The sequence below is a fragment of the Varibaculum prostatecancerukia genome, from assembly GCF_943169825.2.
In the GTDB taxonomy this organism is placed as follows: domain Bacteria; phylum Actinomycetota; class Actinomycetes; order Actinomycetales; family Actinomycetaceae; genus Varibaculum; species Varibaculum prostatecancerukia.
Genome location: NZ_OW968402.1, coordinates 1,360,270 through 1,385,499, shown reverse-complemented (window position 1 = coordinate 1,385,499; position 25,230 = coordinate 1,360,270). Strand labels below are relative to the sequence as shown.

The window sequence follows — 25,230 nt, the reverse complement described above, 5'->3', positions numbered from 1 at the left end:
AATATCAACCCTGTTTGCGGTGTGCGCTTTGAAATTTATTCAATGAGTTTTCTCTGTGTTGTCTTTCGCTAGCTAATAAGGGATTTTGCGTCCTGAAACCCCAGCTAGAGGTGGCTGTGAGCAGACCCACGCAGAGATGGTTTGGTAAAACCTACAACTTTCCAGATATACTTTCATACGCAACGCGGATGTAGCTCAGTTGGTAGAGCATCACCTTGCCAAGGTGAGGGTCGCGAGTTCGAGTCTCGTCATCCGCTCCAGGAGAGGGCGTCGCCTGTGCGGCGCCTTTTCGGTATGGTGGGTTGGTCGAGTGGTTAGGCAGCGGCCTGCAAAGCCGTGTACACGGGTTCAAATCCCGTACCCACCTCGGGCGATTGGCGCAGCTGGTTAGCGCGTTTCCTTGACACGGAAGAGGTCGCTGGTTCGAGTCCAGTATCGCCCACTCTTGCCGCTCCCCAGGGAGCGGCTTTTATTTTTCTGTAGTTTCGGGCTATACCCCGCGCAGCTTCTCTTGTAACTCGGCAGGGAGAGTCTTTAGTACCGCTTGCGGCATGGCCGCAGAAAACGGGTTTTCCTCTTGGTAACTGCAGAGGGCACACAGCTCGCCCTCACTGGCCGGATGGGGATTCTTGCAGCGTTGGCATTCGGTGATTTCTTCCGAATTTTGCTGGTGTTTAAGGGCGGTGAAAACCTCTAATGAAGCCTGGCTAGCTATTTCTGCCTCAGAGTGCTGGGGACAGTAACGCACTGCCAGGCGGCAATCAGGACACAGCTGTTGCCAGTTACTGCCCGCAGCGTTGAGATTAAGACCTTCATTGGCCGGACACTGGCGCACCTGTGCGTTACAATCCGGGCAACGCAGCAGATGAATAATATCTATCCGTTCCCACTTCGGCAAAAAGTCAGTATCTTGGCTAGTACCCTCATATTGGGTATTTACCTTTGAGGAGGATGCAGATTCTACCGCCGGACTGTTAGGGGAAGACTCGGTGGGTTTAGCTACTCGATTTTCGATCCGGTGTTCTTTGGCTAAAAGATGGTAGGCCTGGAAAGTACGCCCCGCATGAGAGAGCGACAAATCTAGGGGTGCGCGAGAAGCAATCGGCAGCAACAAACGCCGGGGGAGGGGGACAGCCTCCAAGGTGACCTCACGGGGATGGCGCGCCGCTTTCTTTGGAGGCTGGTAGTTTTCCAACAACTTCCCGAGGCGCGTCCTGGCCGCTAATAGCTTTTCTTCCAGGGAGCGCTCACACTGAGAACAACCAATAATTTGCAAAGTTTCGATATCGCTTGCCACCAGCTGAGCAGCCAGATCGGCGCTAAAACTTTCCCCTAGGCAGCCTTGCCAATACAGATGGGCATCCTTTTTCCCCACCGTTATCGCCGGTAGGCTTTCGCAGCTAATAACCAGGGTGTTAATCGGGTCTTGGGCGCTGATCCAGCGCAATAAAGCGGAAAATTTACGAGGAATCAAGATGCTAGCGCCTCTGTTCTTAGTGGGGACGGCGGGTAAGTTCTAGGGGCACGACCCCAGAAGAATCTTCCAAGGTAGATTGGCGTTGACGGGGAGCTATGTCTAACTGATAGCCGGCATCGATCAGCGCCTGCTGCCACTGAGAAAGCGCCTGCACAGATAGGATACAAATGCCGCGCAGCCAGGGAGTTACAGCCAGTTTCGCGCCCTCGGCAAAAAAATCGGGTCCCCAGCTTAAAAGATGCTCGCCGCAAAACTGACGGGCGACTCCTAAAGATTGTTTGGCCTGTTCCTCTTGACCGGCTGCGAAATCATCGGCGGCTTTTAGGAGGCATTTACTTAAAAAGTCCATCTCCAGACCGATATGGTCATCAGGTTCGCTGCCCAGGTGGGGAGCTTCGAATCCCATCGCCCCATAGTAGCGACGAACTTCAATAGTCTCTTGATCAAAAACTAGGCCGTCCTCGCCGCGTTGTACCGACTCATAGGGGGAAAGCTGGGCGGCGCCAGTGATTCCGTACAGCTGGTTTTGATCCGCCCACAGCGCGTAAACATCCTCTTCAGAGGGATTATTGGGGAGGGAGGAACGTAACTCTTTCAGCGCGGCCTCACCCTGGGGAGTCAAGGGCAGTGGCCACTGACTAGATTGGGATAAAAATTCTTTGACCACCGAGCTGCTGGGAGGCTTTAGATGCAGCGCTCCCAGGACGCAAAAAGCAGCAGCAAAAGAATCTAGTACTTTGGGCTCCATAGGTTAATTTCTACCCCAGGAGCGTGTTGATACCGGCACGCACCAGCCCCTCGTAGTGCAAACCCCGCCCGATTAACTCGGTAGCTAAAGCTAGGAAGAAAGTTACCCACAGGGTAACCACCAAGAATTTCTTGGGATAGGCGGTATTGGAGAGGTAATTCCGCAACACCAATGCAATCAGCAAAATGGTGATTACCAGCAGTATCAGCCTGATTGTCAGGTAGCCGTGCGCCATCATGTTTCGAGCGACTTGCTGTTCTATCGGGCTACCCAGACCAAGCTGGGTCATAAAGAAGGCGTAAGAAACTAAAATAATTAGCCCTGCCACGGCCGCTATCCCGGTAGTAATCCGCATCGACCGCTTGGTCAGATCGATTAAGCCCTCCGGTAGTTTTCCGGGAGGAAATAGCCCGCGGCGCAGAGCAGCGATTAGTTTTTGCCAGGCATTCTTTGGTTCACCGTGCTTTTCACTGGCTCCGCGCAGTTTCATCCGCCAAGTGGTCAGTAGCGCTAACGCCACCGCCAGGGAGCCGGTAAAGAAGGCAGAGGAAAAGAAAGAAACCCAAACGAACCAGGTATGCCAGGCGGGAACGGTCATCGCGAAGAAGTAAACTCCGCACATCGACACCACCAACGACAAACCTGCTAGAGCGGTCAGGGCTGCGAACACGTCACGGACAGTCCGGCTGAAACGGTTAAACCATTGGGTGAGGGCAAAAATCAGACCGAATAGAGCATAAAGCACCCCGGAGATCAGTTCTCGCGAAAGCCAAGACGATCCCAAATGCAATAGAGTAAACGGAGCGTGGAAAGGGTCATTAAGGTGGAAGAACGCCGCAAAGAACCCCAGAACCAGTAGCGGCCCTGCCGCGTACATTCCCGCATTGGTCAGACTGTCAATCGCGGATTTATCAATCCCTGCGCGCCGTCCAATCAGCTGGATGATTCCCAGAATCCAAAACGCCCCTACTGACATTTGCGCGACAGTAGTAAAGATAATCATGGGCAGTTCGCCGATATGCATGATGCTCCTTAACCTAGCTGGTGAATACGGTATTCACGGTTTATATCTCTTTGGGACTTTGGATAATACCGGAGCCCTTATCCCATTCTTGGGCGTCGCGGTGCGGCCTAATAACCAGATGTGGGTGAGTAATCGAAGGATCAGGTAGGGGAGCGATTCCGGCTTCCTGACCGAATTCTTTACGCAGGGCTTCGATTGGCCCCCATCCGAGGGCGCGAGTGGGGCAAGCATCTACGCATGCGGGATTTTGCCCCTGGCTGCGATAGTCGTAGCACAAATCGCATTTCGACATATGCCCACTGCGAGCATCCAGTTGCGGTGCGCCATAGGGGCAAGCCCACTGGCAATAGCGGCAACCCACGCATTTAGATTGATCCACATAGACGGTGCCGTCTTCGCGCCGGGTCATGGCGGTAGTGGGGCAGACATGGACACAGATAGGATCTTCGCAGTGATTACAAGCAATGGAGGTGTAGTAACTGAAAACATTGTGGTGGAAAGTTCCGTCAGCTTCATTTATTCTCCAGGAACCACCGGTATATTCGATAACCCGCCGCCAGGACATTCCCACCGGTAAATCGTGCTTATCTTTACAAGCGATTTGGCAGGCCTTGCAACCATTACAAAGGTTTTGGTTAAACACGAAACCGTATTTCGCGCCCTTCTTAGTTAAAGGCTCGCTTAAAGTGTTATTCCTGCCGGGAGTAGGAATCGCATCTTCGGCCATTGCGTCCTCCTTGCGAAGACTGTTGAAATAACTCTGGCAGCCCCACTTGCTGCCTTTTAACAAATATATGAGATTGACTGTTCTTGCAGGTAATAGTGGTATTTTTCGTGATTTTTAGGGCATTGCATGATTGCTTTATTCCGCTAGGAAATCAACTAAACGCCCTTCCCTTTTTGTATTATTTTCGCTATCTTTAATCTTTATTTTCTGTATTTAAGGAGCCGGCATTTTTTAACACCTCCCCGGATTCGCTGGCTGATTGCGCCCAGGCTTCGATTTCTTCTTGGATAGTTTCCCGAATCATCTGTTTAGGGCTGTACCTAGCGAGGTTGAGATTCCGCAACACTTTTAGGTTCTCTAAATCTTCGGGAGTTAGCCCCGCAAATTCCCCAGAGGTTTCTTGTCGCAACTTGGCAGACCAGCCGCGAAAACTGGCGAGAACTTTGCGGAGAGCCGTAAGTGCTTGCGCCACGTTCTTTGGACCTAGCACCAGGGCAGCGACCACCGCCAACACTAAGAACTCGCTGCCACTAATCCCAAACATTGCTGCTAACCTCGCTTACCTAACGCGACCACATCCGGCCTAGGCCTTAACTACCTGCGCCAAAATAGTATGAACCCCCATGCCTTTAGCAATCGGAGTTGGGTGCAGTGAGCTTAAAGTATTCACCGAACCGGCCACGTCCACCGGTTTCTTCGGATTTGCACCCTCGGGGGGAGTAACCTCCGAAGCCGGCTTGGGATCGTACCAGGCGCCCTGGGGTACCGAAATGGTTCCCGGAACAATTCTGGTAGTGACCTTGGCGGGTAGGCGCAAAGTGCCGCGTTCGTTGTAGACGAACACCAAATCATCGTTCTTAATCCCGCGTTCTTCCGCATCTTTCGGATTCATCCACACGGTTTGAATATGGGCTTCTTTGAGCCAATCCACGTTGCCGTAACTGGAGTGAGTACGGGCTTTGAAGTGATGCCCGATTACTTGCAGCGGATACTTCTTATTCTTGGCGGCATCCTCAGCTCCCTCCCAAGTAGCTAGGTGGGCGGGGATGGGGCAGAGTTCGTCACCGTCTAGGCGAGGACGAAAATCTCCGAAAGTCCACTTTTTTGCCATATTTTCTAGGCGCTGGGAATAAATCTCAATCTTGCCGCTAGGAGTACTGAGCGGATTCGCCGCCGGGTCTTTACGAAAATCTTCCAAAGGAATATCGGAACCCGCGTTGCGGCGGACGATCCCCACTTTCTTCCACTCTTCATAGGTGGGCAGAGTGGGGTCTTCAGCGCGCCCGGTCTCAACGATTTCTTTCAGCCATTCCTCCCGGGTCTTACCTCCGGTGAACTTGTCTTTAACCCCTAGGCGATCGGCCAGTTCGGTGCAAATATCAAAAATAGATTTGCACTGGTAGAGCGGTTTGATAGCTTGCTGGGAAACAATGCCGTAAGCCATCGGGGTGGCATTTTCCCCGCTGTGGTAGTCAGATTCTTCGGAAGTAGAGGTGCCCGGTAACAGATAGTCGGAGTAGCGGGCACTGACAGTATGCATAATGTCGCAGGTGACAATGAGTTCGCACTTGGTGTCATCCTGCAGGATCTCTACTGATTTGTTGTTGTCTCCGGTCTGGTTTACCAGCGAGTTCGATCCATAGTTGAAGACCGCTTTAATCGGAACCTCCAACTTGGTGTTGGTGGGATTACCGGCTTCATCCACCGGTACCTTTAGGGCGCGTACGCCCGGTTCTGGTTTAACTCCCACTCCGGCATTGAAGGTATCCATCTTGGGACCGTGGTCAATAGCATCTAACCAGCTGAAGACGGAAATGATTTTTTCGGAAGGATTGGCCACTTCCGTGTTGAAAGTTCGGGTAATCGGCAGAGCCTGTCCGCCCTCGCGTCCTCCGGTGCCGCCGCCTTTCAAACCGATATTCCCGGTTACGCAGGCCAGTAGGAATACTGCGCGGGCGATCCCTTCCCCGTTAGCGTGCCGTTGTGGTCCCCAGCCTTGGGTGATGGTACAGGGTTTCGCTAAGGCGATTTCCCGGGCGAGGCGGCGAATTTCGTCCGCGGGAACGCCGGTAATCCTGGCTGCCCACTCGGGGGTCTTAGCGGTTTTATCTTTACCTTTGCCCTGCAAATAAGCCAGATAGGAGGCGTTTTCGGGCGCGCCCTCGGGCATATGATCCTCATCGAAGCCGATGCAGTATTTATCTAAGAATGCCTGATCCTGCAGGTTTTCTTTGACCATCACATAAATCATGCCGGCGATCAGGGCGGCGTCGGTGCCTGGACGCAGCGCCACCCACTCGTCACCGAGCGCCACCGAGGTTTCGGAGTACCGGGGATCAATAACGATGGTTTTTACCCCGGATTTACGTTTCGTAGCTTGGGTGACGAAGGTTTGCCCCCCACCAGACATTCGGGTCTCCAAGGGGTTGTTGCCAAACATTACCTGGAGCTTGGAGTTCGCCGCATCATCGAAGCTGTTTCCAGCGACCCAATCGCCGTAGAAATAGGGGTAAGCCTGAGTGATATTAGTGGTGGAATAGTCAGAATAGTGATCCAAGTAGCCGCCATACAGGGAAAGCATCCGCGCCATGGGGGTGGCTTCGGGAGGCCAGGAACAAGCCATAGTGGAACCCAGAACTCCGGTGCCGTATTGGATATAGAAACACTCGTTTCCGTACTTGGCTTTCAGTGCCTTCATCTTTTCGGCAATTTCATCGAGGGCTTGCTTCCAAGAGATTTCCACCCATTGTCCTTCACCACGTTTAGTACCCGGCTTGCGCTTCATGGGCTTTTTTAAGCGATCGGGATTGTAAATCCGGTGGCGGATGGAGCGTCCTCGCGGACACGCCCTCACCTGTTGGCTGCCCAGTTCATCGTTACCGGTGTTATCAGGCAGTACCCGCACCACCCGACCATCTTTTACTTGCAAACGCACCGGGCATCGCGAACCGCAGTTTACCGTGCAGGCTGACCAGACGGTTTTGTCCACATCGGTGCGTCCGGTGCCATTTGCAACTAGTTTTCCGTTCTTGTCGGGGGAGTAGGGCGAGGGGGCGGAGCAGGCCACCAGTCCAGTAGTGCTGCCAGCTATCGCTGACCATTTTAAGAAGGTACGCCGAGAAGGACGGGTATTGGCCGGTTGCACCGCTCGCATTATTTACTCCTTGTCGAATAAACCGATTCGCCCACGCCGGCAAATCTCACCCAATTGTAGGGGGAAAGCGGTAGAAAATGGAGATATTCAATTGTCTGGTTAATTCTCCGAAAATAAGGCTTAAATCCTGGGGTTATTCCGATTTCTTTCCTTAAAATCCCTTGCTGATACTTAAAAACCCAAAAGTTCTTTCCCTATTTAGGCAAGGGGAGAGTTTCGTTTTGCTAAACAGCTAAGAAACGCCTTTCTGCTCCAAAGTGGATTTTCCACACTTTAGGGTCGGGGGATATCTGGGGGTGCTCTTTTGGCGGGCGTAGGCTGAGGACATGGAAAAAATGCTTTCTTTGGACGGCGGAAGAACCATCTGCGTCGAAGAATTCGGGAATCCGGGCGATCCGCTCATTATTCATATCGAAGGACACGGGGCTCAACTGGTTTCGGTTCCTGAAAGCTATTGCCAGCGCCTGGCGGACGCAAGATTCTTCGTTATCAGGTTTGATAACCGGGACGTAGGGCGCTCCTCGCCTGCTCCCTGCCCTTACGATTTGCGGGATATGGCGGACGACGTGGCAGCCTTGATTCGCTTTTACGGATCGCCGGCCACAGTTACCGGACGCTCTATGGGAGGGGCAATCGCCCAACTGTTAGCCCTCGATTACCCCCAATTGGTTTCCGGGCTAGGGCTGTTCTTTACCTATGCAAAAAGCAGTACGCAGCTGGTAAAACCGGTGCGGGAAGTACCTTTTTCCAATCGCGACCAGTTCCTAGCCTGGCACTTTCACCAGATAACAGAGATCGCCGGTTCTAAATATCCCTGGGAGGAAAAGCGACTACACGATTTAGTGGCAAGGTGTTGGCAGCGCGGTTTTAGCTGGGAGGGCACAGAGCGCCAGCGTCAAGCCATGGAGCGAACCGCGCCGTGGGCTCAACGCCTGAAGGAAATCAAAGTGCCGACCTCGATTGTGCACGGAGAAAAAGACCCGGTAATCCCGGCAGCTGCCGGTCGGGAATTGCATCGCCTAATTCAGCACTCTCAGTTGCACTTAGTTCCGGGGATGGGACACCAACAACCAGCAGAAGCCGATGATTTATTTGTGCAAGCAACACTTGAGGCCGCAGGAAAACCTGCGGAAACCAACTAAAACACCCACTATCCGGGATGGTAGGGGCGAAGATGTAGGGAAATAGCGCAAAAACCGCTGGTGCGCGGGAAGGGACTTGAACCCTCACGGCCGTTAAGTTGGCCACTAGCACCTCAAGCTAGCGCGTCTACCGATTCCGCCACCCGCGCTCGAGGACACCAGTGAGATTAGCACACCTTTGAGCCCGCAGAAAAAGTGAGGGCGAAAAAGTGAGGAGCTAAACCTCCAAAATTAAGTTCGTACAAAAGCTGCCTACAATAGAACCGGGGTACACATCCTCAAGTCAAAGAAATGGCAGCAGCCGAAGGGAAGAAACACAAACCGATGGGGAAAAATTATTTCCAGACCGTGATTTTCGATATGGATGGCACCCTGACCGATTCCGTTCCCCTAATTACCCAGGGAGTGCAGGAAGTTATTTCCCACTACCACTTGAGTGAGCAAACTCCGCAGCAACTTAAACGTTTTGTAGGGCCGCCGCTGCGAATTGGTTTCAAGAAATACCTGGATCTACCGGACAGTAGCTTGGATGAAGCGGTAGAAGTTTATCGGCGCTTTTACCGGCCGCGTATGACCCAGGTGCCGCTATTTCCAGGAATCAAAGAACTATTGGAACAGCTGCATGGCAAGGGGATGAAGATAGCGGTTGCCTCCTCGAAACTAGAAGAATTAGTGCGGGAGATTGCGCGGGGAACCGGAATGAGTCCCTACCTTGATTACACCGCCGGCACTCAAGAGAAAACCGGAACTAGCGCCGAGGATCCCCGCGATATTGCTAACCCCCTAACTCGCCGTGGCAAAGAGGGAGTGATCCGTTATGCCCTGGAGCAGCTGGGAATGGAAAGTTCGCTCGGGCGAGCAGTCATGGTGGGAGACCGCGAAGATGACTATCAGGCTGCAAAGAACATCGGTATCGAGGTAATCGGGGTGTCTTGGGGAGCAGGCAGCCGAGAGGAGTTCCCAGGTGCGCCCTGGGTGACTTCGGTGGCAGAACTGAAAAATACTTTGCTGGCAAAGAAATAAAAGAAAGGGAAAATTTTGATTAACGAGGACGCGAACGTGCAGCCAGTGGGGAAGCCCGAACTGAAACAGCAGATTCCCGACCCACACCGCCCAGAAGATTTAGTGCGACAGTTTCATCAGGTCTACGGTCTGCCGATTCAACACGACGAGGCGCAGGTAGATCGCGAGCGGGTGCATATGCGGATGCGTTTAATCTACGAGGAAGTTAGTGAACTTACCGGCGCGGTTTACGGAGCCGAGGCTCGCCGCCTCCTAGAAGAAACCATTTCTTCCTTGCCTGATGACGGTACCCGCGACACGATTGAGACCGCTGATGCTCTCGCCGACCTGGTTTACGTAATCTATGGAATGGCTCTAGAATGCGGGATTTCACTGCCGGCCGTTTTGCGGGAAGTCCAGGCCTCGAACCTCTCGAAACTGGATTCAGAGGGCAAGCCGATTTATCGCGAAGACGGGAAAGTACTCAAAGGAAAAAATTTCTTTCCGCCAAACATCAAAAAAGCGTTAAAAACTTCTATTCCTGAGTAGGATGGTTACGAAAGAGTAGTTCTTTTTGATAGCGTAAGGTAGAGTAAAACCGAAGAAACAATCTTTAGGTTGGTAACTTTTTGTTCGCTACCTGACAGGTGGCGAGCAGCGGGTTCCGGTCTGATTTAGCTCGCATCTGTTTGGGTATTACCGAGAGCAGATAAAAAGGGGAGGTAGCGTGGCTAAAGTAGTAGTCATTGGCGGCGGTTATGGAGGCATAACCGTGGCAGGTGGCCTGGATGACGTAGCAGACGTCACGCTGGTCGAACAAAAAGACCAGTTCGTGCACCATGCTGCGGCGCTTAGGGCAGCGGTCGATTCCGTGTGGGGTCACACCGTATTTATGCCTTACAGCAGGCTGCTGGAACGTGGCAAGGTTGTTCATGGTACTTGTATGCGCGTAGATGGTCGTACGGTTTATGTAGCCGGGCACGATCCTATCGAGGCAGATTTCCTGGTGTTGGCAACGGGAACCACCTACCCCTTCCCGGCAAAACACATGGTTTCTCAGGCTTCGGTAGCTAAAGCTCGCCTAGACCAAACCCGCGACAACTTGGCGCGGGCGAAACGAGTGATGCTGGTCGGTGCGGGCACCGTTGGCGTGGAATTCGCTGGTGAGCTCACCTCTACTTACCCCGATTTGAAGATCATCATGGTTGACAAGGAGCCGTATATTCTGGGAACTCCCGGATACCTGGATTCCTTGCGCGAAACCATAACGAAACAGCTAGAAGAACGCGGTATCGAGCTGGTACTGGGCGCCCCCTTAGCTTACATGCCTCCTACGGATGTCGGTATGCTCTCCACCTTCCGGGTTGAAACCCTGGCCGGGGTACCTATCGAAGCCGATATGTGGTTCCTATGCTATGGAGCGCAAACTTCTTCCGGATACCTCCACGGGTCATATTCCCAAGTAATGCATGCAAATGGCACCGTTATGGTAGATGAACACCTGCGCGTTAAAGACATGGAAAATGTCTACGCAGTTGGTGACATTACCGATGTGCCAGAATCAAAGCGAGCAGATGCTGCCCGCGCTCACGCCCGCGTAGTGATTGCGAATATTCGCGATCAACTTTCTGGGCGGGTTCCTTCGACAACCTATGCTCCGGGCAAGGAGTGGGTCATTTTGCCGTTAGGCCCCGATGGTGGCGCCTCGCAGCTAGTTGACCCCGACGGTACGACGCGGATCGTCGGACCGGAAGAAACCGCAGAAATCAAGGGCACCGACCTGATGGTGACCATGATTCGCGGTCAGCTTCACCTGCCCTAAGCGTTCAGGTTGCTCTAAGGCCAAGGGGGTAGTGTATCGTGGCTGACCGTTTACAAGTGACCTTCGATAATTTCGTGGGGGCGCTGCAAGCTCATCTGGAGGCCGCGCGCGCCGCTGAAGATCCCGAATCTGATCCCCAGGTAGCTTTGGCGGGTGAAAAATTAGAATCCGCATTCTCCGCCTATGATGAAGCCCTATATTCCCAGCTGGGATGCGATCTTCCCCTAGATATTTTCGATGATGAAGATATCGACTCCGATACTCTTTTTGACCACGTAGACCAGGTTTTAGAAGAGGAAGAATCCGCAGACTACGACGGAGACTTCGACGAAGATGAAGAATACGACTTCGACGAGGACGACGAAGAAGATAGCGATGAAGATCTAGATGAAGCCGAAGAAGTCCTTTATGGCGACGAATATGACTTCGACGAGGACGACGAAGACGACGAGGGCTAAATTCGCTCTAAGAACTTACCTCATCTAAGGCCACCCGAATCTGGTGGGGAACATGCGCGTCTGCAGCTTTTAGTACCGCCGCGAATTGCCCAGCGGTGCGCGCCCCGGTTAGGGCACTGGTAACTCCAGGAGCATCCTTGACCCAGGCCAAAGCCAGTTTGAGAGGATCCCACTCCAGTCCTTCTGCCCCCGCCAAGACAGCCTCGATAATCGGCTGATAGTCGGAAGAAAGATAAGGGGCAACAAACCCCTGCAAATGTTGGGAAGCAGCCCGGGAATCCGGGGGAATATTGGTTTGATATTTACCGGTCAAAACTCCGCGTCCCAAGGGCGACCAGGCGATAAAACTAGAGTCAAAGTGCTCGGCTGCCGCTAACACTTCTTCTTCCACCTGGCGGTTAAGTAGCGAGTATTCGCCTTGCACCGCAGCTACCTCGTAGCGATCTTGCCCCAGCATTACCGCTAGCTCCGCCATTGCCCAGGCCGGATAATTTGATACCCCCACATAGCGAGCCCGTCCCGAACGCAGCGCCATCTCTAGCGCGGTTAGAGTTTCTTCTACCCGCACAAACGGGTCATAGTGGTGGACGTACCACAAGTCAATATAGGCGGTACCTAGCCGCTCTAAAGTCTCATCCAGGCCGCGCAAAAGATTCGCCCGCGAAGCATCTACCGAAGGAGGATCCCCGGCGCGCACCCCCGCTTTAGAACAAATCACCAGGTCATCGCGGGAAAAATCACCATCTAGCAAAGTGCCGATCAGCTTTTCAGCCTCTCCTTCCCCATAGGTGGAAGCGGTATCCAGTAAATTTCCCCCGGCATCTAGGAACATTCTTAACTGTTCGCTGGCCTGTTCCAGGTCAGTGTCTCGCCCCCAGGTGAGAGTTCCTAACCCCAGGCTAGAAACTAAAAGTCCGGTACGTCCTAATCTTCTTTGTTCCATATTTCCAGGCTAAGGGGCAAGGGTCGCAGAAGTTTTCAGGCACGGCGTAAGAGTAGAAAATAGGAGCGAACTGGAGAAGCATGAGCGGTTTCGATCGAAGTTGCAAAGTCGCTAAGCGCGGCTAGCTGGAGTAGGGCAACCCCGGCAAAAGGGAGCACCGAGGTAATAACTGTGAGGCGTGAGGGAAAACACCTAGGTAGGAGGGGAGTATCGACCGCGAAGGCGATAGGCTAGGTGGTCGTGAATACTTTTGAAGCCATCATTATGGGTCTGGTGCAGGGATTGACCGAGTTCCTGCCGATTTCCTCCTCTGCCCACCTGCGGATTCTAGGCTCGCTTTTTGGTGAGGATCCCGGTGCTGCATTCACGGCAATTACCCAGATTGGGACAGAAACCGCCGTTGTAATCTACTTTTGGAAAGATATTAGCCGGATAGTGGGCAAGTGGTTCCAAGCTTTTGCCCCCGAGCGCAGCGGAGTTAATCAATCCGATCCGGATGTCCGGATGGGCTGGATGATTATCGTCGGCTCCCTGCCGATCGGAATCTTAGGTCTACTAGGCCAAGATTGGATTGAAAAAGAGTTCCGCAATATGTGGATCACGGTGGTGATGCTGATTGTCTTCGCCCTGTTCTTAGGGGCAGCCGACCGTTGGGGTAAGAAAGAAAAAACCCTGGATCAGCTCTCTTGGGGGCAAGCAATCCTCTTTGGCTTGGCACAGGCGTTAGCACTGGTACCGGGGGTTTCTCGTTCTGGGGGAACTATTACTGCCGGACGTCTAATGGGTTTTACCCGGGTAGCTGCTGCCCGTTATTCTTTCTTATTGGCGATGCCGGCAGTATTTGCTTCCGGCTTTTACCAGGCCGCTAAATCGGTAGGAAACAACCCTGTAGGTTGGGGGGCTACGATTCTTGCGACCGTGGTGGCTTTCGCTGTGGGATACGCGGTGATCGTGTGGTTCATGCGCCTGCTGGAAACTAAAACTTTCACACCCTTCGTCATCTACCGGCTGCTACTAGGGTCTGCGGTAGGAGTCGCCCTGGCCGTGGGCGCCCTCTCGGCTTTCGCTTAAAAATAAAGGAGGATCATGGGGGCTGTTCTTTTTGATATGGACGGAACCTTAATTGATTCCGAGCCACTCTGGCAACGCGCAGAAGAGGAGATAGCTGCTGATTTTGGCCAGGTATGGAGCTACGAGGACGGGCAGGCCTTAACCGGAAACTCCCTGGTTAATAGCGCCTCGATAATGATTGAGCGCAAAAATCTGCCGCTATCACCTCACGAGGTCATCGAGATGATGATTTCAAAGATGCATGACTTTTATATTCACCAAGGAGTTCCCTGGATGGCGGGGGCGCGTGAACTACTAAGGGAACTGGCTGCAGCTAAGATTCCCACTGCTCTGGTGTCAGCTTCTTATGAAATTTTGGTGCGCGAGGTATGCGCCACCGCCCCCGCAGGTTCTCTAGAAGTGATGGTGACCGGCACCGAGCCGAATATGCGGCAAAAACCTTTTGGCGACCCCTACCGGCTGGCGGCGCGCAGGTTGCAAGTACCGATAGAAAATTGCTTGGTAGTAGAAGATTCTGCGCCCGGACTAGCCTCCGGTAAGGACGCGGGGGCAAGATTAGCGTTGGTAGGGGGAAGGGATATTCCTGAAATCTCCGCGGCACGTTTTAGCTCGGTAGCCCAGATGAGCCTACAGGATGTTAAAGAGCTTTTGGCTTAAAGGGATGTTTCGTCCTCTAAATCTGCCTGGACAGTAAGCAGCTGTGCCACGCCCTCACTGGAAATCTCCGGGGCGGTTCCCTCCATGAGTGGGCAGTAAGCGCGGTAGTCGCACCAATTACACAGCGGGGAGCGACGCGGCGGGAAGTAACCCGAACGTGCCTGGGCAGCGATTTGTTCCCAAACCGCGAGGATTTCCTCGCTGGTGGCGTCGATATCGGCCGGGGTGGGGGTGTAGGTGTAGACCTGGCGGTCTTTTAGGAACAGTAATTGTAGGCGGGCAGGCAGTTCCCCTTGCGTTAGATACCACAGCAGCGCATAAAAACGAATCTGGAACTGATAGGGGGCGATATAGCGCTCGGCAGGGGCTTTACCGGTTTTATAATCCACGATTCGCACCAAGCCGGTGGGAGAAATATCTACCCGATCAATGTACCCATGCAGGTTAAGGCGCTCTTTATCAGTAACTCGCAGATATTTTTCTCGGTGGGCGGGGCTTAGGCGATCGGGGTTTTCCATCTGAAAATAATTAGCTAACAGCTGGCGGGCAGTTTCTAAGAACTGGTTTTCTTCACTTTTGTCTTCCTCGAAAAGTTCGGTCAGTAAATCCGGTTTTTCGCTAACTGTTTTTTCCCAAGCTTCTTCCATTTTGCTGCTAGCTGCGGAAAAAGTGCGCTCTGGAGCTGGCAGGTCGAAAAGATGCTCCAGCGCCGCATGTACCAAGGTTCCTCGCTGACGTACCTGAGATTCTTTAGTGGGGAGTTTATCGATTACCTGGAAACGGAACTGTAGGGGACAGTTGCGAAAAGTACCGATTCTAGAGGGGGAAAGGGCAGCGGCGCGTTTAGAAGAACTCATAACAGTATTCTAGGGTGAGGGCGCCGTGCCTGAAGAAACTAATAACCGCTAGAATTAGGAAGATGACTCACAAAGAACCAGCAAATGCGCAGGCACAAGCGGACGCGGGCCGAAGGGGTGCCCTCGGGCGCCGGAGGGGAGCCTTTCGGGTAGGTGACCGGGTGCAGCTCCAAGGTGCCTCCGGGGATTTACATACTGTCACTATCACCCAAAATGGTTGGTTTAACACTGCGAAAGCTTCTTTCGCTTTGGCGGAGCTGCTAGGGCGAGAAGAAGGTACCCTGATTCGTTCCCGGGAAGGGCGAGAATTCTTGGCTTTTCGCCCGCGCCGCCTGGACTATACCCTCTCGATGCCCCGAGGTGCCGCCATTATCTACCCGAAGGATGCGGCTCAAATCCTGCAATCTGCCGACATCTTCGCTGGTGCTCGCGTTTTTGAATGTGGAGCGGGTTCTGGGGCGCTCACGATTTCATTATTAGAAATGATCGGGGAAACCGGGGAGTTGGTTTCGCTAGAAGAACGAGAAGACTTCGCCGATATCGCCCAGGCGAACGTGGATTTGTGGTTTGCTCAGCCCCATCCTGCCTGGCAGCTACGCCGCGGCTCCCTCGGGGAAATCAACCTGGAAAATATTTACGGCAACCACTATTTTGATCGCGCTGTCATCGACCTGCTAGACCCTTGGAGCCACCTCGATACCCTCTATAAGCTGCTGGTTCCCGGAGGGGTGCTGTGCTGTTACGTTACTACCGTTACTCAGATGTCTACCCTGGTAGAGGCGCTTAGAAGTGATGGGCGTTATGGGTTTACTGCCAGCGAGGAAACTATCCAAAGACAATGGCATACCGAGGGGTTAGCGCTGCGACCGGAACATCAGATGGTGGGACACACCGGCTTCTTGGTTACTTGCCGCACTTTGGCGCCAGAATCCGCAAGACCGAAAAAACTCGGTAATGCTACTAAAGCGGCGAAAATCAACGGGGGGCAATGGAATCCGGAAAACAACTGGGAAGAGGTACAAGTCGGGCAACGCAACCCTGCGGAGAGGAAGACTCGCCGGGTGCGCCGCGACCTAGTGAACCGCGCCGAATACTGGGTACGTGGTAATAGATCTGAAGTCAGTTCACCCCCGCCTGAGCCCGACACTAGCTTGGGTGCGCCCTCCTAAAATGTTTGCCACCTTGGACACTTGCGGCAGCTAGCGGGCAAAACTAATAGGCTGAAAGAGCTTTAGGGAAAGGAAACTCATGCCGGATGCTAATGAAGAGCAGTTGCAGGCGCTAAAAAGCGAAGTTATTTCCTTAAAGGGGAAAAATAAGCGGCTATCAGCAGCTCTGGGGGCAGCTCGCGAACAGGTAGTGGCGATCCACCAACAGCTTGCTGATCTAGGTAAACCCCCCGCCACGGTGGCAGTGATTGCCGAAAATCCAGTTAACGCCGGTCAGGTGCGCCTGTTTTTGAACGGGAAACCGATGGTCTTGCGAGTACACCCGGACGTGAAAGCAGAACATTTACAGGTCGGGATAGAAGTTTTAGTTAATGAGGAAATGGTGGTTTCTAAAATCCTTTCCTATCCCCATACCGGCACCTTGGCGCAGGTAGGAGAGGTGATGTCTAAGGGGCGCGTCCTGGTGCGGCTGGCAAATACCGATACGGAGATCGTTCCGTTAGCGGCTCCCCTGGTTGGAAAAGTGCAGGTAGGGGACTCGCTGTTGCTGGAAGCACGCAGCGGGATTGCAGTGCAAAAAGTCCAAAGAGGAGAGGTCGAGCAGCTGCTCGCTCCCCAAATCCCCAATGTTTCCTATAAACAGATTGGAGGATTGGAAAAGCAGATTGAAACTATCCGAGACGCCGTAGAGCTGCCGTTTATACACCCCGAACTTTATCGGCGCTACGGGCTGAGCGCCCCGAAAGGAATCTTGCTTTATGGCCCGCCCGGTTGCGGAAAAACCCTGATAGCCAAGGCAGTAGCTACATCCTTAGGGGCAAACGCCCAGGGAAAATCCTCCTATTTCTTGTCAATAAAAGGCCCGGAACTGCTCTCTAAGTTCGTAGGGGAAACCGAGCGGCAAATCCGGGCGATTTTTTCGCGGGCGCGCCAACTTGCTAGCAACGAGCATCCGGTAGTGATTTTCTTTGACGAGATGGAGGCACTGTTCCGTACCCGAGGCTCAGGGATTTCTTCCGATGTGGAAACTATGATTGTTCCCCAGTTGCTCTCCGAGATTGATGGGGTAGAGGCGCTTTCTAATGTAATCGTGATTGGGGCATCTAACCGCGAAGACATGATTGATCCCGCAGTGCTGCGACCGGGGCGCCTGGATGTACGGGTCCGCATTGAGCGACCTAATTTGGAGCAGGCCGGGCAAATTTTTGATATTCACCTGGGAAATAACGTGCCAGTAGAAATCGAGGAGGAAACTTCTCCCGCAGCTGGGCGGGAAAAACTGCGGGAAAAACTGGTGGCTTTGCTTGCGGAGGAATCCCCACGCACCCAGATTTATGAAGTTGCTTATGAGAACGGTAAACGAGAAATAGTGTATGCGCATTCGCTGCTTTCCGGAGCGATGATTGCTTCCATTGTGGAGCGGGCAAAGAAAGCCGCGATTAAAGATTCGCTGCAAAATCAGGGCAAAGTTAATGGTTTAAGTTTTAGTCACGTGGAAAGTGCCGCCGCAGAAGAAATCCGAGAAACCGCGGCTCTGGGAGCTTCCACTGATCCCGGTGAATGGGCGCGAACTCTGGGAGTGAGAGGCACGCGGATAGTGGACGTGCGTAGCCTGCAATAGGAGAAACCATGACCGAAAACGCTATTAATCGTCCCTTAGGCACCGAAACTGAGTTCGGGATTATCCAGCCGGGAAATATCTATGCCAATCCGGTTGCCCTCTCTACTCAGGTAGTGGCTGCCTACCGGGATCAATCGCGCCCCTGGGAGGCAGTTACTTGGGATTATGAGGGCGAAAATCCCCTGCAGGATATGCGAGGATTCTCCCTCAGCCCCCGCGAGGCTGACCCCTCGCAGCTAACCAATAATCCCGAGCAACTGGCACCTGCAGGTCCCGGAGTGCGCGCGGTTGCCCGCCCCAGCGCCCAAGAGACTGCGCTGCCCAAGCCGAGCGCCTGCGTACTGACTAACGGCGCACGCCTTTATGTGGATCATGCCCACCCGGAATACTCTTCCCCGGAAACTTTGGATCCCAAGCAGGGGGCGCTCTATGACGCGGCCGGAGACCTGATTGCTCGCCGCGCAATGCAACTAGCTGCCCAAAGCGGTAATGACATTCGGCTTTTTAAAAACAATGTAGACGGTAAAGGTGCCGCCTACGGCAGCCACGAAAACTATCTTTTGCGCCGCGACCTAGACTTTTTTGAACTCGCCCAAAACCTGATTCCCTTCCTGGTTACTCGTCCGCTTATCTGCGGAGCCGGGCGGGTAGGTATCGGGCAGCGCTCCCAAAAAGCTGGTTTCCAGATTTCTCAACGCGCCGACTATGTAGAAAATGATATTGGTCTAGAAACTACCTTTAACCGGCCTATAGTTAATACCCGAGATGAACCGCATGCCAATGCCCGCAAGTGGCGGCGGCTACATATTATCGGGGGAGACGCCAACCGTTTCCAATATTCAACCTACCTGCGGTTAGGGAGTACCGCTGCTTACTTGTGGTTCCTGGAAAACGCGAATCCCTCGGAGCTGAAAGTCCTGGAAGACCTGCGAATCACTACTGATCCGGTAGAGGAAACCTGGGCAGTTTCCCATGACTTGTCGCTGACCCATCGCCTGGAAACCGCCTCGGGAGCGCTTACCGCCCTTCAGATTCAAAAGGAAATCCTGCTCGCTATCGACGGGGCGTTAGAAAAACGTGGGGGAGCAGAGGAAGCCAGTGCCGCTTTGCTTGCCGACTGGCAGCAAATCCTCGATTCCTTAGCGACTGACCGCGCGCAGGCGGCGCGCAAAGTAGAGTGGGTAGGAAAATTTCAGCTCTTGGAACGGATGCGTAAGCGGCTTAGTTGCGAATGGGATCACCCGAAACTGCAAGCCCTGGATTTGCAGTGGGCTGCATTAGAGCCGGGGATTTTTGAAAGTCTGTGCGCAGCCGGAATGGTCGAGCAACTGTTTAGCGAGGCAGAAGTATCGCAAGCAGTCTCGCAGCCTCCGCGCGGAGGGCGAGCCTGGGTGCGAGGCATGGCGGTAGCTAAACTTCCCCAGGTCAAGAAAGGATCGTGGGAATCGCTGCTCCTAGACTTAGGGGGCGAAAAACTTTTACGCTTCAACCTGGGGGATCCGGCGCGTTGCGCCAGTGAAGCAGAAATGCGCGCCCTCGAAAAAGGGGACGCCGCCGCTTTTGCCCGCGCCCTTGCCAAAAGCGGCGATAAGGAAAAACCGGTAAAAAAATTCTAGGCTTTACCCTATTAGGAGGAAATAAAAGTGGTACAGGAACAAATAAATGCCCCCGGCGGGAAGAATGATGCTCTTGACGAGGCGGTAGAAGCTGCGCAGGTACAAATCAACGCTCCCGCGATAGACGCCCTCTTAGAGCAAATCGATACCGTGCTGGAAACCGATGCCCAAGCCTTTGTGGAAGGCTTCGTACAAAAGGGTGGGGAATAACCCTTGCGGAGAATCTTCGGGATAGAAACCGAGTATGGCATTATTTGTGCTGCCCCTCAGGGGCGTCCCCCCATCGATGCGGAACAGGCTGCACGCCGCCTCTTCAACCCGGTAGTTAACCGTCATCGTTCCTCCAATGTGTTCTTAGGTAACGGAGGACGCCTTTACCTGGATGTGGGGGCACATCCGGAATATGCGACTGCCGAATGTGACTGCTTAACGGATTTACTGGCGCAAGACATAGCGGGACAAGAAATTTTTTCCGATCTGGTAGCCACCACTAATCAGCAACTAGCAGCTGATGGTATTAACGGTCAGATTCACCTTTTTAAGAATAATCGTGACTCTCAGGGGAACTCTTGCGGGTGCCACGAAAACTATCTGCTGCATCGCTCCGCCGATTTTATGGGAATGGCAGATGCGCTAATCGCCTTCTTTATTACCCGCCAAATCCTGGTGGGAGCCGGGCTAATCGATGAAGAGGGAGGATATCATTTCTCTCAGCGCGCCGATAAAATGTATGATCCGATTTCGGCGGCCACTACCCGGGCGCGTCCCATTATCAACACTCGTGATGAACCGCTCGCGGACTCTAGCGAATATCGCCGGATGCACGTAATCGTAGGGGACTCTAATATCGGTGAAGCCACTACCGCCCTAAAAGTGGGGATGACGATTGCTTTACTGGATGCGATTGACTGTTCGCTTAATCTGGCTGACCTGGCAATTGCTGACCCGATGAGCGCAATTCGAGAAATTAACGCGGATTTATCGGGGCGGGCTCCCCTAAAGCTCAAGGCGGGCGGTTACCTAGATGCGGTAGAGATTCAAAACCGTATCTACCAGCGGGTTATTAACACTCTAAGTGATGCCGGGGAGTTGGAAGCTACCCGGGAACGGATAAAAGTAGGCGATTTTGACCCCTTAGAACTGTGGGAGCGGACCCTGCAATGTTTCCAGGAAGAAGACTTTGGGGCGGTAAACACCGAGATAGATTGGGTGATTAAGAAGAATCTTCTGGAGCAAAGTGCAAAGCGGCACCAGGTTCCTATGAACTCGGCGGTGATTTCGCGTCTTGATTTGGCTTATCACGATATTACTGCGGCTGGTCTAGCCCCGGCGCTGAAGCGGGCAGGACTGATGCGACAATTGCTAACCCGTGAAGAAATAGCGACTGCGAAAACTTATCCTCCCTGCACTACCAGGGCAAATATCCGGGGCAAGGTTTTACGGGAAGCGGAGCGGCTACGTAGAGATGTTTCAGTAGACTGGTTACACGTACGCATTGATGAATCTAAAATGCCAACGGTGATGCTCGGGGATCCTTTTGCAAGTGAGGGCGAAATCCTCGATAAACTGTTGCTCGAACTACAGGAGCGAGCATGAAGAATCAAAAGCCCTTGGCGGGATCGGCAGCTATGCCGGAAGATCACCTACAAAAGGGAGAGTCGGGCGCAACTATTTTCGGGGATAGAATCCCGCAACCTACCCCCCTTGCCCCGCCCAAACGTCCTCACCTATCCCCGATAGCACTGCGAGCGCGGCGTTACCCCTCTCGAAAAACGGAAGTATCCGCCAAGAAGACCCCGGTGCCTGCCCGTATTCTGAAGTGGTGGTTGGCTTTGCTCGCGATAGTGGCAGTAGCTGCTTGCGTGGTTTTAGGTTTTTATCTTTGGCAGGCCAGTCGTACACAAGAAATGAGCGGGGTTTCCACCCGGGTAAAAGTTAGTGGAAAGTTGGGAGAACAACCGGTAGTTCAGTTCCAAGGGCGCATGCCCTTCACCCTGCCAAACTCGCGCCTAGCCATAAGGGGAAAAGGTCCGCTGGTAAAGGAAAATACCGATGTGCGGGTAATGGTTAGCGTTTATGAGGGCGTGACCGGCAAGCTAGTCTCTAAAGGAGGTAAAGCTAACTTATTTGCTGGTAAAGCAAATGCCTCGACTCTACCTGCAGGCTTACTATCGGAGGTGGTAGGGCAGCGTGAAGGCTCCCGGGTGATTGCCCACCGTCCGGCAACTGCCAATGATGGCACCACCGCGATGGAAATAGATATTATCGACATTTTGCCCACCGCGGTCTATGCTTCCAAGCTGCAGATTCCGCCAGAGGCGGGAGTAACTTTTAGTTTCCCTGCAGGGTTGCCCCAGTTTGAATCAGCATCCGAGACGCACCCTAAAGAAGCATTTACCTCGGTTTTGGTGCCAGGGAAAGGGCAGCAACTAGATCCGAAGCAGAAAATCCTGGCTCAATACGGGGTGTGGGAGTTGGATTCGGGCAAGACTCGTGCCTACACCTGGGGTAAGGCTGGTCCGCAAGAGATTTTAGGGGGAAGTACTTTCCAATCTCTGTCGCAACAGCTAACAGATTTGCGTGCCAACTCCCGAATCTTGGCAATCATTCCTGCTGATCAAGCCACCGGAGATAGCGCGTTGGCGGTAATTATGGATGTATTGGCACCTGCCAACTAAGCCGTGGCGCGCCTCGCTATCTGTGCTGGTTCTGTCTTAAGTCCAGTAGACGGCAGTTTTTGCCGCCGCCGAAAGTAGTTTCCTAGACTGAGACCAGAACACTCTAAGGAGGGCTAAATGGCGGTAGCGATAAGGGTGATTCCTTGCCTAGATGTTGATCAGGGACGCGTGGTTAAGGGCGTGAACTTCCAGAACCTGCGAGATGCTGGCGACCCGGTGGAACTGGCAGAACGCTATAGCGAGGAAGGCGCCGACGAAATTACCTTCCTGGATGTCTCGGCTTCTAAAGAGGGGCGTGCCACCATGGTGCAAACCGTGCAGCGCTGTGCCGAGCGGGTATTTGTGCCGCTCACCGTAGGTGGTGGGGTGCGTTCAGTTGCCGACGTTGAACAGCTGTTGGGGGCAGGTGCTGACAAGGTAGGGGTTAATACTGCCGCGATTGCTGACCCGGATTTAATTGACCGGATAGCGAAGCGCTTCGGCAATCAAGTGTTAGTAATCTCCGTAGATGCCCGCCGCTGCCCTGCCGGAGTGGAAACTCCCAGTGGATTTGAAGTCACTACCCACGGGGGAACCCGCTCTACCGGTATTGACGCCTTGGAGTGGTGTCGGGAAGTAACTGCGCGGGGAGCAGGGGAAATCCTTTTAAACTCTATGGATGCCGACGGAGTGAAAACTGGTTTTGACCTGGAAATGTTAGAGCAGGTGCGCTCGCAGGTGGCGGTGCCTTTGATTGCCTCTGGGGGAGCCGGCAAAGTTGAACATTTTGTGCAGGCGGTGCGAGCCGGGGCAGACGCAGTGCTAGCAGCCAGCGTCTTCCACTTCGGGGAGATTGCAATTTCGCAGGTAAAAGCGGGGCTAAAAGAAGCGGGGTTTGAAGTTCGGTGAATGAACAAACTTTAGATCCGCAGGTAGCTAGCCGTTTGAAACGCGATGCGGCAGGGCTGGTTTGTGCGGTAATCCAGGACTGGCAAAGCGGGCAAGTCTTAATGGTTGGTTATATGAATGACGAGGCGCTGCGGCGCACCTTAAGTACTGGTCGGGTCACTTTCTGGTCGCGTTCACGCTCCCAGTACTGGCGCAAGGGCGACACCTCGGGACACGCGCAATATGTAAAGCAGGTGCAGATTGATTGCGATGGGGACGCCCTCCTAATCCAAGTTGACCAGGTGGGCGCAGCTTGTCACACCGGGCGCCGCAGCTGCTTTGAAGCCGGCGGGAGGCTGCCTGCCCTAGTGGGGGAACGTTCAAATAGTAGCTAGAGTTTTTACTCAAGGTGACAAATACATAACATAGTCTCGGAGGTGATACTCAGATGAACGCTTTGGAACGTTTGCTTGCCGGCGTGCGCCAAGAGGTGGCTCGGCGCGAATCTGAGATTAGCCTCGCCGAGATAAAAAAGTTAGCATCCCAGCGTCCTCACCCTCAAGATGGGGTTCAGGCGCTACGCACTGAGGGCGCAGTTTCGGTAATTGCGGAAATAAAACGGGCTACTCCCGGCGGAGGATTCTTGCGGGAAGTACCAGATGTGGCGGCACTAGCGCGTGCCTACGAGGCAGGGGGAGCCTCGGTGATCTCGGTGTCTACCGAAAAGAATTTCTTTTGTGGTTCCATTGAGGATTTACGGCAGGTGCGGGCGGCGGTAGCAGTCCCGGTTCTTTATAAGGACTTCGTGATTACCCCCTACCAGGTACATGAAGCCCGAGCGTTAGGTGCTGACCTAATCTTGATTCTGCAAACTTCCGCGGAGCCTACAGTAGTAACTTCCCTAGTAGAGAGGGCACATTCCCTGGGGATGACGGCGATAGTCGAGGTTCATTCCCGCCTAGAGGCCTTCCGAGCTCTGGAAGCCGGAGCCCAGGTTATCGGAGTAAATGCCCAAGACCTGCGCACTCTTGATTTTAATATGGATACTTTCGCGCAAATAGTGGATGTGATTCCCGAGCAAGTAGTGGCCGTGGCCGAATCTGGGGTAGCCGGCCCGCACGATGTTTTTAACTATGCCCAGCAAGGCGCGGATGCAGTCCTAATCGGTTCGGCTTTGGTAATGTCAAATAATCCGCAATCCTTGGTGGCTGAAATGGTGGCGGCCGGGGCGCATCCGGCGCTAGCTACTTCCCGCAAGTCGCGGGTAACTCGAGAAAAGAAACACGACTAGAAAGTGATGGGATGAACCCGTTTTTTATTCCCTCTCCCTCCCAGGGCGTCTGGTATTTAGGCCCGATTCCCCTACGGGCTTATGCTTTTGCGATTCTCCTTGGTATTTTCTTGGCATGCCTGTGGGCTTCCCGGCGCTATAAGCAGCGAGGCGGCAACCCGGATGTAATAGTGGATTTGGCGCTTTGGGTGATTCCCTTTGGGATTATAGGAGCCCGCATCTACCACGTCTTAAGCAAATGGCAAGACTATTTTGGTCCCACCGGTGACCCTAAAGAGATTCCTTTAATCTGGCATGGCGGTCTGGCTATCTGGGGAGGGGTCTTTGCGGCTACCATCACCGCTTGCCTGGTGCTTCGTCACCGGAAACTAAAAATCGCGCCGGTAGCGGATGCGATAGCGCCTGCCATTTTGGTGGGACAAATTTTTGGTCGGATTGGAAACTACTTTAACCAAGAACTTTTCGGTGGTCCTTCTACCTTGCCTTGGGCTTTGCAGATTGATTTGCAGCATCGCCCGCTTGGCTTTGAAGAATACGCGACATTTCACCCAACTTTCCTCTACGAAATGCTCTGGAACCTGGCGGCGATTGCGGTGCTTTTATGGATTGAGCGGCGCTTTCATCCCCGGGGAGGGATGATGATGGGTTTCTACCTTTGCGCCTATAGCCTGGGGCGTTTTTGGATAGAGAATCTCCGGATTGACCAGGCAAATCAGTTCTTGGGGCTAAGAATAAATGCCTGGACCTCGCTGTTGGTGTTTGCCTTAGGGATTCTGATTGCCGTGTGGTGCTATAGGCAAAACTTCCCTCGCCTGCAGGTGGCTCCAGATAAAGAGGAAAAGCCGGAGGAGGCTGGCGAGGCTAAGTCAATCTCACAGTAGTGACATTGACACTGGTAAATGCAAG

25 protein-coding genes and 4 tRNA genes are annotated in these 25,230 nt (G+C 53.4%); 20 read left to right on the top strand and 9 right to left on the bottom strand.

Going from position 1 to position 25,230, the window contains the following annotated elements; genetic code table 11:
- Positions 1 to 184: 184 nt before the first annotated feature.
- From KO216_RS06050 to KO216_RS06040, 3 genes are all read left to right on the top strand, one after another.
- Positions 185 to 260, top strand: a tRNA-Gly gene (locus KO216_RS06050).
- Between the two features lie 36 nt (positions 261 to 296).
- A tRNA-Cys gene (locus tag KO216_RS06045) sits at positions 297 to 367 on the top strand.
- A gap of 1 nt (position 368) precedes the next feature.
- Positions 369 to 442 (top strand) — tRNA-Val (locus KO216_RS06040).
- A 48-nt stretch (positions 443 to 490) separates the two neighbouring features.
- Here KO216_RS06040 and KO216_RS06035 read toward each other — a convergent pair.
- The 6 genes from KO216_RS06035 to KO216_RS06010 form a co-directional block, all read right to left on the bottom strand.
- On the bottom strand, positions 491 to 1,474 hold the full coding sequence (locus tag KO216_RS06035; RefSeq protein ID WP_215523353.1) for a hypothetical protein: 984 nt from the start codon (positions 1,472 to 1,474) through the stop codon (positions 491 to 493).
- 19 nt (positions 1,475 to 1,493) lie between these two features.
- Complete coding sequence (locus KO216_RS06030; RefSeq protein WP_215523352.1) at positions 1,494 to 2,225, bottom strand: TorD/DmsD family molecular chaperone; 732 nt, start codon at positions 2,223 to 2,225, stop codon at positions 1,494 to 1,496.
- Between the two features lie 10 nt (positions 2,226 to 2,235).
- Positions 2,236 to 3,249, bottom strand: coding sequence for a dimethyl sulfoxide reductase anchor subunit family protein (locus tag KO216_RS06025; protein WP_215523351.1), 1,014 nt, complete (start codon positions 3,247 to 3,249; stop codon positions 2,236 to 2,238).
- Between the two features lie 40 nt (positions 3,250 to 3,289).
- The gene (locus KO216_RS06020; protein WP_215523350.1) at positions 3,290 to 3,976 is read right to left on the bottom strand and encodes a DMSO/selenate family reductase complex B subunit; all 687 of its coding nucleotides are present in this window, start codon (positions 3,974 to 3,976) and stop codon (positions 3,290 to 3,292) included.
- Positions 3,977 to 4,169: 193 nt separating this feature from the next.
- On the bottom strand, positions 4,170 to 4,520 hold the full coding sequence (locus KO216_RS06015) for a twin-arginine translocase TatA/TatE family subunit (protein WP_215523349.1): 351 nt from the start codon (positions 4,518 to 4,520) through the stop codon (positions 4,170 to 4,172).
- Positions 4,521 to 4,559: 39 nt separating this feature from the next.
- On the bottom strand, positions 4,560 to 7,130 hold the full coding sequence (locus KO216_RS06010; RefSeq protein ID WP_215523348.1) for a DMSO/selenate family reductase complex A subunit: 2,571 nt from the start codon (positions 7,128 to 7,130) through the stop codon (positions 4,560 to 4,562).
- 326 nt (positions 7,131 to 7,456) lie between these two features.
- Here KO216_RS06010 and KO216_RS06005 point away from each other — a divergent pair, with 326 nt between their 5' ends.
- Positions 7,457 to 8,272, top strand: coding sequence for an alpha/beta fold hydrolase (locus KO216_RS06005; RefSeq protein WP_215523347.1), 816 nt, complete (start codon positions 7,457 to 7,459; stop codon positions 8,270 to 8,272).
- 58 nt (positions 8,273 to 8,330) lie between these two features.
- Here KO216_RS06005 and KO216_RS06000 read toward each other — a convergent pair.
- Positions 8,331 to 8,421, bottom strand: a tRNA-Leu gene (locus KO216_RS06000).
- Positions 8,422 to 8,563: 142 nt separating this feature from the next.
- Between KO216_RS06000 and KO216_RS05995 the strand changes: the two genes are divergently transcribed.
- The 4 genes from KO216_RS05995 (at position 8,564) to KO216_RS05980 (ending at position 11,554) form a co-directional block, all read left to right on the top strand.
- Positions 8,564 to 9,295, top strand: a complete 732-nt coding sequence (locus KO216_RS05995) for an HAD family hydrolase (protein WP_215523346.1) — start codon at positions 8,564 to 8,566, stop codon at positions 9,293 to 9,295.
- Positions 9,296 to 9,310: 15 nt separating this feature from the next.
- Entirely contained in the window at positions 9,311 to 9,823 is a 513-nt protein-coding gene (locus tag KO216_RS05990) for a pyrophosphohydrolase domain-containing protein (RefSeq protein ID WP_251451927.1), read from the top strand.
- 178 nt (positions 9,824 to 10,001) lie between these two features.
- Positions 10,002 to 11,096: an FAD-dependent oxidoreductase gene (locus KO216_RS05985; protein ID WP_215523345.1), complete on the top strand. Its 1,095-nt coding sequence runs from the start codon at positions 10,002 to 10,004 to the stop codon at positions 11,094 to 11,096.
- A 38-nt stretch (positions 11,097 to 11,134) separates the two neighbouring features.
- Entirely contained in the window at positions 11,135 to 11,554 is a 420-nt protein-coding gene (locus KO216_RS05980; RefSeq protein ID WP_215523344.1) for a DNA primase, read from the top strand.
- Between the two features lie 7 nt (positions 11,555 to 11,561).
- On the opposite strand, the gene KO216_RS05975 is transcribed toward KO216_RS05980, so the two are convergent.
- Positions 11,562 to 12,497, bottom strand: coding sequence for an aldo/keto reductase (locus tag KO216_RS05975; protein WP_215523343.1), 936 nt, complete (start codon positions 12,495 to 12,497; stop codon positions 11,562 to 11,564).
- 240 nt (positions 12,498 to 12,737) lie between these two features.
- Here KO216_RS05975 and KO216_RS05970 point away from each other — a divergent pair, with 240 nt between their 5' ends.
- Together KO216_RS05970 and KO216_RS05965 are read left to right on the top strand one after the other, a co-directional pair.
- Positions 12,738 to 13,568 (top strand): undecaprenyl-diphosphate phosphatase, encoded by an 831-nt coding sequence (locus KO216_RS05970; RefSeq protein WP_215523342.1) that lies wholly within the window; start codon positions 12,738 to 12,740, stop codon positions 13,566 to 13,568.
- Positions 13,569 to 13,583: 15 nt separating this feature from the next.
- Positions 13,584 to 14,225, top strand: coding sequence for an HAD family hydrolase (locus KO216_RS05965; RefSeq protein WP_215523341.1), 642 nt, complete (start codon positions 13,584 to 13,586; stop codon positions 14,223 to 14,225).
- On the opposite strand, the gene KO216_RS05960 is transcribed toward KO216_RS05965, so the two are convergent.
- On the bottom strand, positions 14,222 to 15,082 hold the full coding sequence (locus KO216_RS05960; protein WP_215523340.1) for a RecB family exonuclease: 861 nt from the start codon (positions 15,080 to 15,082) through the stop codon (positions 14,222 to 14,224). The genes KO216_RS05965 and KO216_RS05960 overlap by 4 nt on opposite strands.
- A 62-nt stretch (positions 15,083 to 15,144) precedes the next feature.
- Here KO216_RS05960 and KO216_RS05955 point away from each other — a divergent pair, with 62 nt between their 5' ends.
- The 10 genes from KO216_RS05955 (at position 15,145) to lgt (ending at position 25,205) form a co-directional block, all read left to right on the top strand.
- Positions 15,145 to 16,251, top strand: a complete 1,107-nt coding sequence (locus KO216_RS05955; RefSeq protein ID WP_215523339.1) for a tRNA (adenine-N1)-methyltransferase — start codon at positions 15,145 to 15,147, stop codon at positions 16,249 to 16,251.
- A gap of 79 nt (positions 16,252 to 16,330) precedes the next feature.
- The gene (gene arc, locus KO216_RS05950) at positions 16,331 to 17,872 is read left to right on the top strand and encodes a proteasome ATPase (protein ID WP_215523338.1); all 1,542 of its coding nucleotides are present in this window, start codon (positions 16,331 to 16,333) and stop codon (positions 17,870 to 17,872) included.
- A gap of 8 nt (positions 17,873 to 17,880) precedes the next feature.
- Entirely contained in the window at positions 17,881 to 19,488 is a 1,608-nt protein-coding gene (gene dop / locus KO216_RS05945; RefSeq protein WP_215523337.1) for a depupylase/deamidase Dop, read from the top strand.
- 27 nt (positions 19,489 to 19,515) lie between these two features.
- On the top strand, positions 19,516 to 19,698 hold the full coding sequence (locus KO216_RS05940) for a ubiquitin-like protein Pup (protein WP_215523336.1): 183 nt from the start codon (positions 19,516 to 19,518) through the stop codon (positions 19,696 to 19,698).
- A 3-nt stretch (positions 19,699 to 19,701) separates the two neighbouring features.
- On the top strand, positions 19,702 to 21,084 hold the full coding sequence (pafA, locus tag KO216_RS05935; protein WP_215523335.1) for a Pup--protein ligase: 1,383 nt from the start codon (positions 19,702 to 19,704) through the stop codon (positions 21,082 to 21,084).
- Positions 21,081 to 22,166, top strand: a complete 1,086-nt coding sequence (locus tag KO216_RS05930; protein ID WP_215523334.1) for a hypothetical protein — start codon at positions 21,081 to 21,083, stop codon at positions 22,164 to 22,166. Before pafA ends, KO216_RS05930 begins: the two co-directional genes overlap by 4 nt.
- 117 nt (positions 22,167 to 22,283) lie before the next feature.
- On the top strand, positions 22,284 to 23,054 hold the full coding sequence (hisF, locus tag KO216_RS05925; protein WP_215523333.1) for an imidazole glycerol phosphate synthase subunit HisF: 771 nt from the start codon (positions 22,284 to 22,286) through the stop codon (positions 23,052 to 23,054).
- A complete protein-coding gene (hisI, locus tag KO216_RS05920; RefSeq protein ID WP_215523332.1) occupies positions 23,051 to 23,428 on the top strand; it encodes a phosphoribosyl-AMP cyclohydrolase in 378 nt (125 codons plus the stop codon). The genes hisF and hisI overlap by 4 nt, the downstream gene beginning before the upstream one ends.
- Positions 23,429 to 23,481: 53 nt before the next feature.
- Positions 23,482 to 24,324: an indole-3-glycerol phosphate synthase TrpC gene (gene trpC / locus KO216_RS05915; RefSeq protein WP_071128467.1), complete on the top strand. Its 843-nt coding sequence runs from the start codon at positions 23,482 to 23,484 to the stop codon at positions 24,322 to 24,324.
- Between the two features lie 11 nt (positions 24,325 to 24,335).
- The gene (lgt, locus tag KO216_RS05910; RefSeq protein ID WP_215523331.1) at positions 24,336 to 25,205 is read left to right on the top strand and encodes a prolipoprotein diacylglyceryl transferase; all 870 of its coding nucleotides are present in this window, start codon (positions 24,336 to 24,338) and stop codon (positions 25,203 to 25,205) included.
- Positions 25,206 to 25,230 lie beyond the last annotated feature (25 nt).

What these genes read in the sequence shown, in the direction of transcription:
- KO216_RS06030 (WP_215523352.1), bottom strand. Translation starts at nt 2,225, where the DNA reads ATGGAGCCCAAAGTACTAGATTCTTTTGCTGCTGCTTTTTGCGTCCTG.
- KO216_RS06025 (WP_215523351.1), bottom strand. Translation starts at nt 3,249, where the DNA reads ATGCATATCGGCGAACTGCCCATGATTATCTTTACTACTGTCGCGCAA.
- KO216_RS06020 (WP_215523350.1), bottom strand. Translation starts at nt 3,976, where the DNA reads ATGGCCGAAGATGCGATTCCTACTCCCGGCAGGAATAACACTTTAAGC.
- KO216_RS06015 (WP_215523349.1), bottom strand. Translation starts at nt 4,520, where the DNA reads ATGTTTGGGATTAGTGGCAGCGAGTTCTTAGTGTTGGCGGTGGTCGCT.
- KO216_RS06010 (WP_215523348.1), bottom strand. Translation starts at nt 7,130, where the DNA reads ATGCGAGCGGTGCAACCGGCCAATACCCGTCCTTCTCGGCGTACCTTC.
- KO216_RS06005 (WP_215523347.1), top strand. Translation starts at nt 7,457, where the DNA reads ATGGAAAAAATGCTTTCTTTGGACGGCGGAAGAACCATCTGCGTCGAA.
- KO216_RS05995 (WP_215523346.1), top strand. Translation starts at nt 8,564, where the DNA reads ATGGCAGCAGCCGAAGGGAAGAAACACAAACCGATGGGGAAAAATTAT.
- KO216_RS05975 (WP_215523343.1), bottom strand. Translation starts at nt 12,497, where the DNA reads ATGGAACAAAGAAGATTAGGACGTACCGGACTTTTAGTTTCTAGCCTG.
- KO216_RS05965 (WP_215523341.1), top strand. Translation starts at nt 13,584, where the DNA reads ATGGGGGCTGTTCTTTTTGATATGGACGGAACCTTAATTGATTCCGAG.
- KO216_RS05960 (WP_215523340.1), bottom strand. Translation starts at nt 15,082, where the DNA reads ATGAGTTCTTCTAAACGCGCCGCTGCCCTTTCCCCCTCTAGAATCGGT.
- KO216_RS05955 (WP_215523339.1), top strand. Translation starts at nt 15,145, where the DNA reads ATGACTCACAAAGAACCAGCAAATGCGCAGGCACAAGCGGACGCGGGC.
- arc (WP_215523338.1), top strand. Translation starts at nt 16,331, where the DNA reads ATGCCGGATGCTAATGAAGAGCAGTTGCAGGCGCTAAAAAGCGAAGTT.
- dop (WP_215523337.1), top strand. Translation starts at nt 17,881, where the DNA reads ATGACCGAAAACGCTATTAATCGTCCCTTAGGCACCGAAACTGAGTTC.
- KO216_RS05930 (WP_215523334.1), top strand. Translation starts at nt 21,081, where the DNA reads ATGAAGAATCAAAAGCCCTTGGCGGGATCGGCAGCTATGCCGGAAGAT.
- hisF (WP_215523333.1), top strand. Translation starts at nt 22,284, where the DNA reads ATGGCGGTAGCGATAAGGGTGATTCCTTGCCTAGATGTTGATCAGGGA.
- trpC (WP_071128467.1), top strand. Translation starts at nt 23,482, where the DNA reads ATGAACGCTTTGGAACGTTTGCTTGCCGGCGTGCGCCAAGAGGTGGCT.
- lgt (WP_215523331.1), top strand. Translation starts at nt 24,336, where the DNA reads ATGAACCCGTTTTTTATTCCCTCTCCCTCCCAGGGCGTCTGGTATTTA.